This is a genomic window from Alteromonas sp. ABE4_545 (assembly GCF_056161325.1).
In genome coordinates this window covers 95,248-108,979 of the sequence record NZ_JBSWYY010000010.1, presented here as the reverse complement: position 1 = coordinate 108,979, position 13,732 = coordinate 95,248, and the positions used below count along the sequence as shown (strand labels likewise).

The window sequence follows — 13,732 nt, the reverse complement described above, 5'->3', positions numbered from 1 at the left end:
CATCAATAACCCTTGGCAAAGTCGAACTCATACATCAGTGGTGTTCGGTTTTGCCAACGCATTAAATTGTCGGTAAATACCCTGACAATATCTTCAGGTTTGGATATGGCTGCGGTATGTTGGGTTACAATCACTTTAGGGTGACGCCATAATTCACTGTCATCGGCCAATGGCTCAGCTTTGAATACGTCTAGCACAGCGGCGCGCAATTGGTTAGCATCTAATGCCTTTATCAATGCAACTTCGTCTACACTGTTGCCGCGCCCTGCATTAATGAGCACTGCTGAAGGTTTCATCGCAGCAAAAAAACGCTCGTCTAACACATGGTAGGTACTCTGTGTATCTGGTAATAAGCTCACCACAAAATCGCTTTGTTGCGCCAAACGCAATTTATCTTCAACGGTGAAGATCTGGTTAAAACCCGATTTAGGCTTACCACTTTGCGACAGCCCAATTACACGCATATCAAATGCATTTGCGACAGGTAGTAGGTCGTCACTAATACTGCCTGCACCCACAATTCCCAGCGTTTTACCGGCAATGTAGTCGAAGGTGGGTTGTGTCCACTTTGGGTGCGGTACAGATTGTTGTTGAATATAAGTTTCGATGTGACGGCTGAAATACAGAATATGTGCAAATACATACTCCCGCATTTGTTGTCCGAATACGGTTTTCACACCTGTCAGGTGGTAATCTTTTTTGGGCGATTTCAGCAACGGGGCATTACCTGCCCAGCAAGACTGACACCATTGTAGTTGGTGGCAACGCTCAATGACCTCAACGATAAGGTCAGGATCACCAAGGAGTATGGTGACACTGTCACAAACGAGCTGCGCCGGATCATCCGTAGCTTGAATCACCTTACATTCTAGGGGAAGTAGGGGCTGGAGCAATTTCGTATAGACAGCGTGGTCCCTGCTTAAAATAGATATTTGGCTAGTCGTGGTGGTATCGGGGGACGGCCCTTTAATCATCATTTATCGTACTCACTACTTAGCCGTGGTTAAGCAGCCTAATACCGCCTCTCTCGCAGCGCCTGTTACACTGGGAACATTGCCGGGTATGTGTTGCAAATACGCATGAGCAAGCCATGCGAATGCGGCACCTTCTACCCATTGTGGGTGAATATTCAGTTCGCTGGTGGAGGAAACCGGGCTACTCAGTCGTTCCGCTAACGCAGCGATAAGCACAGGGTTGAATGCCCCGCCGCCACACACATAGCAGTGGTCAATCGGCGGTAGTGTTTTGACAGCATCGGCAATGCTCTGCGCGGTAAAGGCCAGTAACGTGGCTTGCACATCTTCTTCTTTGAGGCTAGGAAATTTGGCTAAGACTGTGTCTACCCATGCAAGATTAAAGTCTTCCCTGCCTGTGCTTTTGGGGTAATGACAAGCTAAATAAGGATGCTCTAGTAAGGCGAGCAATAACGCTTCATGCACTTTCCCCGATGCTGCCCACATTCCTTGTTGGTCATAATTCACTTGTAAATGTCGGCGACACCAAGCGTCCATTAAGGTATTCGCGGGGCCAGTATCAAAGCCAACTATTGTGCCGGAATGAGCCGGTAAATAAGTGACATTGGCAATACCGCCTAAATTAATAATCAGGCGATTTTCGTCTGGGTCACCAAATTGATGGGCGTGAAATGCAGGCACTAAAGGAGCGCCTTGGCCACCTAGTGCAACGTCTTTGCGCCGAAAGTCGTGCACCACATCGATGCCGGTTTCGATAGCGATGGTGTGTGGGTCGCCAATTTGCAAAGAAAATCCAGCACTTCCACGCACAACGCCTTCGGGGTAATGGCGAATTGTTTGCCCGTGGCTGCCAATGGCACGGATATCTTCTGGGGAAAGCTCGTTATCGAGCAAGAGTTGCTTTACACAACGGGCAAAACAAAAAGCCACGGCTCGCTCTGCTTCGCCCATAATATTGATTTCATCTGGGCTGGGTTCACACAGTTGATGCAGTGTGGCCAATAGTGAGTCTGAGTAGGGGAGCGAGGTGGCAGCGAGGGTGTGTAACTGATTGCCCTGAATGTCGACAAGCACCGCATCGACGCCGTCCATGCTGGTGCCCGACATCAGGCCAATATACTTCGTCATATCACTGCATTGCCAGCATAATACGTTTACTGGTATTTAACTGGGCCAAACGTTGTTCTGCTATTTCCATAAACTCAGCGCGTTCCGACGAATCAATCGGGCGAGCTTTAGGTAATTCAACAGTACGGGGGTTGCGATGTACGCCATCGACCAAAAATTCATAGTGCAAGTGTGCGCCTGTTACCATGCCCGTATTACCTAAGTAACCAATAGTTTGCCCCTGCTTTACCGTTTCGCCTTGCTTCACAGCGCGCTTTTTCAGGTGCAGATATTTAGTCACGTACTTTTCGCCATGTTGCACGAAAACGTAGTTCCCATTGTATTTGTTGTAAGCGGCTTTAATGACTCGACCGTCACCGGCAGCCATAATTGGGGTGCCTATTGCCGCAACGTAGTCAGTACCATTGTGGGCCTTCCAACGTTTTTGTACGGGATGGAAACGGGCTTTAGTAAAGTTAGAGCTTACATACTTAAAGTTGATGGGCGCGCGCAAAAAGCTCTTGCGCATACTGCGGCCTTCGGGCGTGTAATAGTTACCGTCTGAATGTTGAATAGCTTGGAAAAGATCATTCTGGTTAACGAACTCGGCAGCGACTATATCGCCATAGCCGACAAACTCACCGTCGATGTACTTTTCTTCAAACACGACATTGAAGCTGTCACCTTGGCGAATTTCCATCGCAAAGTCGATATCCCAGCCAAAAATGCCAGCTAAGTGCATAATCTGATTATCGGTCAGGCCTGCAGCAACACCTGCATTCCAGAAGCTGGAAGAAATTTCGCCTTGAGCGTAATTCAGGCGTATATCTACGTCTTTGGTGTCGATGCTAGCTTGTAAATCGCCTTTGTCACCCCCTTCAATAAACAGAGTTTGGGTGGCCGATAATTGATAACGCAAGGCACTAAAAAGGCCTTGTGCATCTTTGCGAATATCGAGTTCATCACCGGGAAGTAAGGTAACAAGGGTTTTTGCTGTTTCGCCTGCGTGTGAAACGCGATAGGTGTCTTTCGCTGTTAGCCCTGCGCGTTTGAATATTTTCGCGAGAGTGTCGCCTTTTCTCACTTTATAGGTTGCCCATTCACCGTCGTCTTCCATGTCTTCAAAAGCATCGGTTTCGGTAATAGACAAATTGAGAGGGTAGCGCACACCCGTGTCGAGAATCATGGCTGATTCTGCAGAACGGCTTGCTTCAACATCTTCAGAAGGCAAAATCATTAATGCGCAAAGCAGCGCGCTGGCGGCGATAATGCCGAGGCGATGTGCTTTGGGCAATTGTTTAAATGTTCGAACAATCACTGTATTTGCTTTCTCATGGTACAACTGGAATTGAGAATATATGCTTCGACCGAGACTTTCTAGCAAAGTTGCTCAAAAAAGCGCTTTTTTAGCTATTTCAGCCTTTTTTCATCGCTTTAATCACGCGACAGGCTTTAAATACGCTAGGCTGACGCGTAAAATGCCCAGCCAAGTTATGCCAATTATAGCAATTGGTGAAGTATAAAATAAGTACAGTGTGGAAATAAGCGTAATGACTGATTGGCAAACCGCTCTCGCGGAAATCAAGCGAGGCACAGATGAAATTCTGCCTGAAGAAGAACTGATTGAAAAACTCAAGTCGGGCAAAACTTTAACCATTAAAGCGGGTTTTGATCCAACTGCGCCTGATCTACACCTAGGTCATACAGTACTTATCAATAAGTTACGGACATTCCAGCAACTCGGCCATCAGGTAGTTTTCCTTATTGGTGACTTCACCGGTATGATCGGTGATCCAACGGGTAAAAACGTCACACGTAAACCGCTTACTGAAGAGCAAGTGCTTGAGAATGCGAAAACCTACCAAGAGCAGGTTTTCAAAATTCTAGACCAAGAAAAAACGGAAATCCGGTTTAACTCTGAGTGGATGAGCCAATTGGGTGCGGCGGGCATGATCAAGCTGGCGGCAAGCCAAACGGTAGCCCGTATGCTAGAGCGCGATGATTTCAAAAAGCGCTATAACGGTGGCCAGCCTATCGCAATTCACGAATTCTTGTATCCACTGGTACAAGGTTATGACTCAGTAGCGTTGAAGTCAGACGTTGAGCTAGGCGGTACAGACCAACGCTTTAACTTGTTGATGGGCCGTGAACTGCAAAAAGAAAATGGCATTGCGCAGCAGTCTGTGATCATGGTGCCTTTGCTTGAAGGTTTAGACGGTGTGCAGAAAATGTCTAAGTCTTTGGGTAACTACATTGGTATTACCGATACGCCAAACGAAATGTTCGGCAAGATCATGTCTATCTCTGATGATCTAATGTGGCGTTACTACGACTTGTTGAGCTTCCGCCCGCTAGAAGATATCGCTAAGTTGAAAGACGATGTAGCCAATGGTACTAACCCTCGCGACGTGAAGATTTTGCTCGCACGTGAAATTATTGAGCGTTTCCACGACGCAGCAGCGGCAGAAGGGGCTTACCAAGATTTCGTTCAGCGTTTCCAGAAAAATGCGATCCCTGACGATATGCCAGAAGTGACAATTACCCTTACCGACGGTGAAATTGCCATTGGTAACTTGCTAAAAGAAGCGGGTTTAGTTGGCTCAACCTCAGACGCGATGCGTATGATCAAACAAGGTGCAGTAAAAATTGACGGCGAGAAAGTAGAAGATTCGCGCCTAACACTGACTGAGGCGGGCGAAGCCGTTTACCAAGTGGGTAAGCGTAAGTTTGCACGGGTAACATTGAAATAAACCAATGATTCGCTTTATTCATAGATAACAAAAACCCCGACGCGTCGGGGTTTTTTATTGCCTGTTGTTGATTTAGGCGAAGGGTTGGTCGATGGTATTGGCGGGTTCAGTAAACCACTTGGGGCCGTCGTCAGTCATATAAAAATGATCTTCTAAACGAATGCCAAATTCACCGGGCACCACAATCATTGGCTCGTTACTAAAGCACATGCCTGTTGCCAGTGGTTGCGGGTTGTCTTTCACCAAATACGGCCACTCATGAATGTCCATACCTATACCATGGCCTGTGCGATGAGGCAGACCCGGTAAGTTATAATCTGGGCCTAACCCATAGGTCGCCAATGAAGCACGGGCCGCGGCATCCACATCGCCACAGGGCGTACCTAGTTGCGCAGCTTCAAAAGCAGCAAGCTGGGCGTCTTTCTCGGCTTGCCAGTAAGTGCGCAGTTTGTCACTAACGTCGCCGAAAGCGTAAGTGCGTGTTATATCCGATAAGTACCCATGTAATTTACAACCTGTGTCGATCAACACCAGATCGCCTTGCTTCAGCACTTGTGGATCTTTTACGCCATGGGGAAACGACGTGGCTTTGCCAAATAACACAATACAAAAATAAGAACCGCTCGCGCCGACTTTTTGGTGAGCGCGATGAATAAACTGCTCGACTTCTGTTGTTGTGATACCTTCATGCAGCATAGACGCCGTGGCCTTGTGTACCGCGAGCGTCATGTCCATTGCACGTTGAATCAATGCAAGTTCAGTGGAGGACTTATGCATACGACAGTGCGCAGTCACTTCGCTGGCATTAAACAGCGTATATCCTAAATTGGCTTTACTAAAACCGTCGGCAATGAAAAATGCAGTGGATTCATCGATGCCAAACTTATCACCCGTGGTTAGGCCTAAGCGATCCAATTCCTGCATGACTAACTCATAGGGAGACTCGTGTTCATGCCAGCCTTTAATCTCACCGGCCATCACTTTGCGCTCTTCTAATGAATCAATTTCAAACGCCGGAGCAATATACACAAGCTCGCCGTTGGCTGGCAAAATAGCACCGACTAGACGCTCGCTGGCGTACCAATCCATACCAGTAAAATAGCTTAAGTTAGTACCCGCATTTAAATAAATGGCAGCAATCTCGTGCTGCTGCATATAGGTTTGCGCTTTGGCCATACGTGCTACTAACTCATCTTTCTGGATGGGGGGCACGTCTGTTGTCATCGTTGAAAGCGAAGCGAGGGCTGCTTCGGCGCTACAACCGCCGATTCCGTTTTGATTCATGAACTACCTTCTTTATGTGGACTCAACCGCGCCAGTCGCACGCGGCTGAGTGCTCAAAATACTATGCTTTTGATAGCTTGGGTTTAAACAACAAAACGCCAAAAACAGGGCCTGCAGTATTACCCGGTTCAGGCTCAAATTTCACATTGACCGACGTTTTATCTTTGGTTAATGATTGTGGAATATCGTAAACCACATCAAAAAATTCCCCAGGCTTGTCGAAGTTAAGTGTTTGCGCGGCAATGCGCTCTCCGTCTACCAATATATAGAATAAACGTTGTCTTTCCTCGCCCCAATAGGTCGCTTGCAGTTTTAACGGGCCAGGTGCCACTTTCATATCAAAAGAGAAAAAGCCCATGGTTCTTGCATCACGGCCTGCTTTACCTCGGTATACCACGGGGTAGCTGATTTCAGATTCTAGGTTATGGTCACGTTCGGGCTGCATTTCACCTAGGTGCATCACGTCTACAGAGCGCTCAGCTAAGTCTTTTAATCGAGCTTGTTCGGCCGCATAGGCTTGTTCCGCTTGGGCCCATTGGGCATCAGTAAAACGTTGAAAATACACCGCGCTGCGTCTGTGGTGGTTGGCGTAAAACGGAGAGAACTTCATATCCGCCGGTCGACCTATGCCTTCAGATTGGAATGTGGCCTTGTTCAATTGAGTCGCAGTAAAGCTTCCCAACAGGTCATTACCTACCAATGCCGGTGCCGTGCCTTTGTATTCTTCATCACTACTCCCAAGATCCGCTGCCAACACCATGGGGCCGCGCAGAACCGCAACTACTTGATCATTGCCCGGTGTTGATTCAAAGCGCAAATCCATGGGTAAGGTGAGCGATACTTTATCGCCGGTTTTCCAACGACGGCGCAAATAGGCATAACCGCGATCTTGGGAAACATTGGCTGGTTCACCATTGATGCTAACTTGCCATTTTTCACCAGCCCATGCAGGAATGCGCAGGGCAAGGGTAAAGGCACTTTCGGCTTTTTCTATGGTGAGATCGATTTGCCCTTGATAAGGATATTGGGTGTCTAGTCGCAATGCGGCATTTTGGTTGGTCCATGACAGTGTCGACGGGATGTACAAGTTGACGAATAAGTTGTCGTCCTGCTCCCACCAAATGGAATCACCGTGTTTGGCGTGGCTCTCCATGCCCGAACCGGTGCAGCACCAGAAGCTGTCGAACGGTGTCGAATGTTCACGAGCCGAACCTGACATAAGCGGTGTCATGTAGGTCACCATGCCAGTTTCAGGATCAATTTGAGATAAAATGTGATTGAGGTGAGCGCGCTCGTAATAATCAAAGTATGCGGCGTTGGTTTCCCAGCTATAAAGGTGGCGAGTTAACTTGAGCATATTATAGGTATTACAGGCTTCACAGGTTTGCTCTGTGATGTGGTTGGCAATGCTGTCAGGTGTGAAGAAGTATTCTCGGTCTGCGTTACCACCAATCACGTAACTGTGGTGCTCGGTTACTGTGTCCCAGAAAAAGCTTGCTGTGTCGCCTTGTTCAGCCTTGCCTGTGAGTTCGTGCAAACGCGCTAAGCCAATCAATTTAGGAATTTGAGTATTGGCGTGAATGTTAGCTAGGTTATCAGTGCCTTCACTGAGCGGCGACAATACTTTTTTGTGATACAAGCGTTCGGCTAGGGCTAACCAACGTGTGTTACCAGTACGGGCGTAGAGTTCGGCAAAGCTTTCATTGATACCGCCGTGTTCACAGTCTAAGACCTTTTCCACTTGGGTATCATTTAAAGCAGCGAAGACCTTCTCTATATAGCCACCCAGCTTCTCTGCAATGGGAATACCTTTATCGATTCCGCAATAGGTTTGTGCATCAAACAAGCCCGCATAAAGTTTATGCCAGTTGTAAAACGGTACCCAACAACCATTGAGATCAAAACCCGCCGAGCGGATCTCACCAGCCATGATCTCTGGGAAAATCTCTTTGCCATCTACCACGGTTTTGTCTTTTCTTTTGCGCGTGAAGCCAGCGACATAGCCATCACCTTGAGCGTCTTGAATACGTGCTAGTTCGTCGATGATGTAGCTTAAACGCTGCTTGGCTTCTTCGCTGCCTGTTTGTGCGTGAAGTAAGGCCAACGCTGACATGTAGTGGCCGAGGCTATGACCTGCAATCGTGTCGCCTTCCCAGCCGCCATACACTTCGCCTTTGGCAGGTAAGCCAGCAAATACGTGGAAGTTGTGTAAGAAGCGGTCGGGCTCTAGTGCCATTAAGTAGCCCGTGTTAGCGGTAACTGCCTTTTTAAAATCTGAGGCTAATAGCCTGACATTATTGAGCGGCACCGCTTTCGCCGATGTAGGTAGTGACACACCTTCGATGATTTTTTGTGGTTGTTGTGAGCAGGCAGTAAGCGGTATTGCTGACAGTAAAGCCAAAGACGACATGCCTTTGAGCACCTGTCTACGTGTAGGGTGATTGTCGCAGAGCTGACACATAAATGATTTCCTTTTTGTTCTTCGAATTCGCCCTTTACCGCTCAGGGGCGTCACTAGCAGTGAAATAGTTTTATTGTTATACCGTATACGATATACGTCAAAGGTGTCGAAATCAAGGAGTCGTTTTATGAATAATTTGAAGCGTGTGTCGCAGAGCGTTGCAGCGGTACTGTTTTTTTCCTCAGCCAGTTGGGGCGCTTTCGCCAATCAAACCGATGAACAATTTGAAGCAGTATACAAAAAGGAATGGGCGTGGCGTCAGCAGCAGTTCAGTGTGAATGAAGACAGCATGGTAGAGGCGGTACCTTCGTCTTTGCCCGACGTGAGCCTTAAAACACAACAAGCACGAACGGCTTATTGGAAAAATATCGATAAGGCATTAGCGCAAATAGATGCGAGCAAACTGAGCGACAATAACAAGGTTAACTACGCGATTTATCAATATCAAATAGATACCTTACTTTCTGATCAATATTACAAGCTTTATGAAAAGCCGCTATCGGGTGATACGTCATTTTGGGGCGACCTTGCTTACATGGCACAAACGACCTTGCACAGCGAAGAAGACTATCGTCATTACATCGCATGGCTTAATGATATGCCGCGGTATTTCTCGCAACAAATAGACAATATGCGAGCGGGCCTTGCTCGTGGTTTTACGCCGCCTTTTATTGCCCTTCAGGGAAGAGAAGCCACCGCAGCAACAGTGGTGCAAAGTGCTAGTGTGGAAGATAACGTGTATTTTGCGCCTTTTACTAACTTTCCGTCTGGTTTTAGCGATGCACTACAAAGCGAACTGACCACGCTAGCTGAAAAAGCGATCAAACAGTCTGTGATCCCTGCACACCAAGCAGTATTAGACTTCATGCTTGATGAATACATCCCCGAGTCACAGCGTTCAACGGCTGCCTACGATTTGCCCGATGGCAAACGCTTTTATCAATCTCAAATTGAGAAGTACACCACACTGGATCTCACACCAGATGAGATACACAACATAGGCCTAAAAGAAGTGGCGGCGATCAAGGCGCGTATGTATGAAGTAATGGAGGAAGTGGATTTTGACGGCGATCTTACAGCTTTCTTAGACTTCTTGCGTACCGATGAACAGTTTTATGTGAAAAAGCCCCAAGACTTGTTGGATAGAGCGGCGTGGATAGCAAAAGAGTTTGACGGCAAAGTGAGTGACTGGTTTGGGCATTTACCAAGAAGCCGTTTTGCCATCGTTCCTGTGCCTGACGACGTTGCGCCTTTTTATACCGCTGGTCGCGGTGGCCCCGGTATCTATCTAGTGAATACCTATAATTTGCCTTCTCGCCCCCTGTACTCCTTACCGGCGCTCACGCTACATGAATCTGCACCAGGGCATGCCTTCCAAATGCCGTTATCGGGAGAAAATACCGCCATCCCAGAGTTTAGACGCAATAGCTATATCTCTGCGTATGGAGAAGGCTGGGCGTTATACGCCGAAAAGTTGGGCGAAGAAATGGGCATGTACCACACGCCTTACGAAGTGTTTGGTATGTTGAGTTATCAAATGTGGCGAGCTGCGCGTCTGGTGGTAGATACAGGAATTCATGCCAAAGGCTGGACCCGCAAACAGGCGCAAGATTTTATGAAAGACAACACGGCCCTGTCGGTTCATGAAATTACAACCGAGGTAGATCGCTACATTGCGTGGCCCGGTCAGGCGTTGTCTTACTACTTGGGCGAAATGGCGATTGTAGAGGCGCGCGCGCGAGCAGAAAAAGCACTGGGTGCCAAATTTGATATTCGAGCCTTTCACGACACTGTTTTACAACTTGGCTCGGTACCATTAACGGTACTGAATGCGCGTATCGACCGATTTATTGAGGAAGGAGGAGAGTCTCCTTACCAGTAAAGATCACTGGAGTTTCCCTTCATGTGTGTTTGTGCTGTGTGGAGCGATCCCGCAGCACTTTTTTATGTTCCTCGTTTATTTCTGATCTAGCAAAAAAATAAAAATTTCTCATTTATAAAAATTTACGCTCCCGTTTTAATCTTTTGAGAATGGGTAATAATCCTTATTTTTCATTTATTTAGTTTGATTTATTATTTCCCTTACAGCCTATATTATAAATAATATCGTATAATATATTTGACATGCAATGTGGATCTGTGCGTTTATTGTACGTGGCAGGGAGTGCTCGTTCATGACTCCTGTTAGCAAAAAAACAAAAGCAACAAGTGTGAGGAAAACAATGAAAACTAAAACTGCGATGAAAAAGGGAGCGGTGCTGCTTAGTGCAGTGTTGGGCGCTGCCCCCTCGATCACGGTGCAGGCTCAGGAAGCGGATGGAGACAGTAAATCACTAGTTGAAAGTATTACTGTGACTGGATCGCGTATTCAACGAGCTGAATTCGAAAGTAATAGCCCAATTTCAGTTGTCGATGACAGTGAAATTGGTTTCCAAGGTGCAACATCGGTTGAATCGGTACTGAACAAAATGCCGCAATTCACTCCAGATGCGAACGAAAACGTGTCTAATGGCTCAGACGGCACCGCCAATATTAACTTGCGTAACCTAGGGTCGAACCGCGTATTGACCTTAGTTAATGGCCAGCGCTTGTTGCCAACAATGGGGATGGACGTCAACTTTATTCCGTCGGCACTCGTCGACCGTATCGATGTTGTCACCGGTGGTGCGTCGGCTGTATATGGTTCTGATGCCATCTCAGGGGTAGTCAACTTTGTATTAAAAGACGACCTAGACGGTGTGATTTTTGACGTACAAGCAAGCGGATATCAGCACAATAATGATAACAAAGCGATTCGTTCATTGGTGCAAAGCTATGACTACGAAACACCTGATAGCAGTGTTTTCGATGGTGAAAAGTACGACTTTAACTTTGCGGCCGGTACCGACTATGCCGATGACAAAGGTAACATCACATTTTACGGTGGCTTTCGTCGTACAGAACCTGTAACACAAAGTGAGCGTGATTATTCTGCTTGTGCAATCAGTGCTAACAGTACCCTAGACGGTTATGCGTGTGGTGGGTCAAGTAATAACCCATGGGGCCGTTTCCAAGTGTTAAGTGGTGAGAATGCGGGTGGTTCTTACAACAACACCAAAGACGGAGAGAAAACCTGGGATGATTACAGTAGTGAATATCTTTATAACTACACGCCATTAAACTATATCCAGCGTATGGACCGTCGTTACACTGCGGGTATGATGACCCATTATGACGTTAGCGACACGATGGAAGTGTACGGCAGCTTTATGTTCATGGACGATCACAGTTATTCTCAGATCGCACCTTCTGCTTTGTGGTTCGGTGACAGCTATGCGATTAACTGTGACAACCCGCTAATGAGTGATTCACAACGCGAATTGTTGTGTGGCAGCGAAGCGGGAAGCAGTACTATTATCGACACCTACGTTGCTTATCGTCTAGATGGTGAAAATGCACGCCCTCGTCGTGATGACCTGCGCCATACTGATTATCGTTTTAATATTGGTACACGTGGTGACCTGACTGACGGCATTACCTATGACGTTAGCTACCTACGTACAGTTGCTTTGTATCAAGAGTCGTTTTATAACGATGTTAACCCAGACAAAGCCGCTAATGCCTTGCTTGCAGTAGAACAAGACGGTGAAATAGTGTGTCAGTCTGTCGTTAATGGCAGTGATGAAGACTGTGTGCCTATTGACGTGTTCGCCTACAATGGTATTTCAGATGAAGCGTATGACTACATCTTAACGACCAGCTCAACAGAAAGTACCCAAACCCTTGATGTATTGAGCGCGTATAGCCAAATCGACCTAGATTACTACGGTGTTTCCTCACCTTGGGCGAATGTTGGCCCAGCAATCGTAGTGGGTTATGAAAGCCGCAAAGAAGTGTATGACTTTGAAGCTGATGAAGTATCAGAATCATACGGCACTGAAGACTCTTACGGTGAAATCGAAGTAGAAGAACTGTATACCGAAATTGATATTCCATTGGTAGAAGATGTGGCTTGGGCACAATATTTAGGTATTAATGCGGGTTATCGTTATTCTTCTTACACGAACAGTGACGATGCCGGTAACTCAACTGAGTACAGTGCTAATACCTACAAAGTTGAAATGACCTATTCTCCAAACGATGCTTTGCGTTTGCGTGCTAGTTTTAACCACGCTATTCGTGCGCCAAACGTCAGTGAGCTCTTCTCTTCACAAGGCTTGTCGATTTACTCAGGTTCAGATCCTTGCGCTGGTTCATCACCTTCAGCAACCGCAGATGAGTGTGCCCTTACTGGGGTAACAAGCGCTCAGTACACCAACATTGTTGAATGTCCTGCTGATCAGTGCGGCTACATGTATGGTGGTAATCCCAACCTCAAACCTGAAGAAGCTGATACCTTTACTTATGGTTTAGTTTTTACTCCTGACTTTATCGATGGTTTGAGCGTGTCATTGGATTACTACACCATCAAAGTGGATCAGTACATTAGCTCAATTGACCCTACGCTTATCCTGAATCAGTGTATTGCAACTGGCGACAGCTATTACTGTGATCTTGTTACACGTGATAGCGCGGGTTCTATTTTTGGTGCGAATGGTTACATCACCTCAACCACCTTGAACACAGGCTATTTGCAAACATCGGGTTATGACTTGAACGTTGTATACGATATGGACCTTGGCGATTGGGGAAGCGTTAACTTTGGCTTCATGGGAACTTTGTTAGATGAAATGGTAACAGAGCCTCAACCCGGTTTAGGTACGTATGACTGTAAAGGACTTTATGGCCCTACATGTGGTCAGCCAACACCAGAATGGCGTCACAATGCGCGTGCAACGTGGACTACACCATGGCGTGATGCTCAGCTTTCTTTGATGTGGCGTTATTTCGGCGAAGTGAGCTTATCTAGCAACGAAAGCAACGAGTTCTTGGCGTCTAGCTCAACATACATTGTTAATGCTGAAATTGGCGCATATAGCTATCTCGACTTATCGGGTAATGTTTCCATTACGGATAACATTGTCATGCGTGCAGGTATCAATAACTTGCTAGATCGCGATCCTCCCGTGATTGTATCGAATGTGCTTTCTTCATTCGGTAACGGTAATACCTATCCTGGTGTGTACGACCCACTTGGTCGTCAGATCTTCGTAGGTTTTACTGCTAGCTTCTAAAAC

General features: G+C 46.9%; 8 protein-coding genes. 3 read left to right on the top strand and 5 right to left on the bottom strand.

Translation table 11 applies throughout. The annotated features are described in order from the left end of the window. Window positions 1–2 precede the first annotated feature (2 nt). The 3 genes from ACXAH6_RS11390 to ACXAH6_RS11380 form a co-directional block, all read right to left on the bottom strand. A complete protein-coding gene (locus ACXAH6_RS11390; RefSeq protein ID WP_474876917.1) occupies window positions 3–860 on the bottom strand; it encodes a D-2-hydroxyacid dehydrogenase in 858 nt (285 codons plus the stop codon). A gap of 129 nt (window positions 861–989) precedes the next feature. Then, window positions 990–2,102, bottom strand: coding sequence for an anhydro-N-acetylmuramic acid kinase (locus ACXAH6_RS11385; RefSeq protein ID WP_474876916.1), 1,113 nt, complete (start codon window positions 2,100–2,102; stop codon window positions 990–992). 1 nt (window position 2,103) lies between these two features. Beyond that, window positions 2,104–3,399 carry an OapA family protein gene (locus ACXAH6_RS11380; RefSeq protein ID WP_474876914.1) on the bottom strand — a complete coding sequence of 432 codons (1,296 nt, stop codon included), beginning with the start codon at window positions 3,397–3,399 and terminating at the stop codon, window positions 2,104–2,106. Between the two features lie 232 nt (window positions 3,400–3,631). Here ACXAH6_RS11380 and tyrS point away from each other — a divergent pair, with 232 nt between their 5' ends. Then, window positions 3,632–4,831: a tyrosine--tRNA ligase gene (gene tyrS, locus ACXAH6_RS11375; protein ID WP_474876912.1), complete on the top strand. Its 1,200-nt coding sequence runs from the start codon at window positions 3,632–3,634 to the stop codon at window positions 4,829–4,831. Between the two features lie 72 nt (window positions 4,832–4,903). Here the strand turns inward: tyrS and ACXAH6_RS11370 are convergent, their stop codons facing one another. Both ACXAH6_RS11370 and ACXAH6_RS11365 read right to left on the bottom strand, forming a co-directional pair. Further along, entirely contained in the window at window positions 4,904–6,115 is a 1,212-nt protein-coding gene (locus ACXAH6_RS11370; protein WP_474876910.1) for a M24 family metallopeptidase, read from the bottom strand. A gap of 61 nt (window positions 6,116–6,176) precedes the next feature. Further along, window positions 6,177–8,576: a beta-L-arabinofuranosidase domain-containing protein gene (locus ACXAH6_RS11365; protein WP_474876909.1), complete on the bottom strand. Its 2,400-nt coding sequence runs from the start codon at window positions 8,574–8,576 to the stop codon at window positions 6,177–6,179. 127 nt (window positions 8,577–8,703) lie between these two features. Here ACXAH6_RS11365 and ACXAH6_RS11360 point away from each other — a divergent pair, with 127 nt between their 5' ends. Next, window positions 8,704–10,458: a DUF885 domain-containing protein gene (locus ACXAH6_RS11360; RefSeq protein ID WP_474876907.1), complete on the top strand. Its 1,755-nt coding sequence runs from the start codon at window positions 8,704–8,706 to the stop codon at window positions 10,456–10,458. Window positions 10,459–10,798: 340 nt separating this feature from the next. Beyond that, on the top strand, window positions 10,799–13,729 hold the full coding sequence (locus tag ACXAH6_RS11355; RefSeq protein WP_474876906.1) for a TonB-dependent receptor domain-containing protein: 2,931 nt from the start codon (window positions 10,799–10,801) through the stop codon (window positions 13,727–13,729). The last annotated feature ends 3 nt before the right edge of the window (window positions 13,730–13,732 follow it).

Excerpts from the sequence above, each read along its gene's own strand:
- ACXAH6_RS11385 (WP_474876916.1), bottom strand. The coding sequence starts at position 2,102 with ATGACGAAGTATATTGGCCTGATGTCGGGCACCAGCATGGACGGCGTC.
- tyrS (WP_474876912.1), top strand. The coding sequence starts at position 3,632 with ATGACTGATTGGCAAACCGCTCTCGCGGAAATCAAGCGAGGCACAGAT.
- ACXAH6_RS11370 (WP_474876910.1), bottom strand. The coding sequence starts at position 6,115 with ATGAATCAAAACGGAATCGGCGGTTGTAGCGCCGAAGCAGCCCTCGCT.
- ACXAH6_RS11365 (WP_474876909.1), bottom strand. The coding sequence starts at position 8,576 with ATGTGTCAGCTCTGCGACAATCACCCTACACGTAGACAGGTGCTCAAA.
- ACXAH6_RS11360 (WP_474876907.1), top strand. The coding sequence starts at position 8,704 with ATGAATAATTTGAAGCGTGTGTCGCAGAGCGTTGCAGCGGTACTGTTT.
- ACXAH6_RS11355 (WP_474876906.1), top strand. The coding sequence starts at position 10,799 with ATGAAAACTAAAACTGCGATGAAAAAGGGAGCGGTGCTGCTTAGTGCA.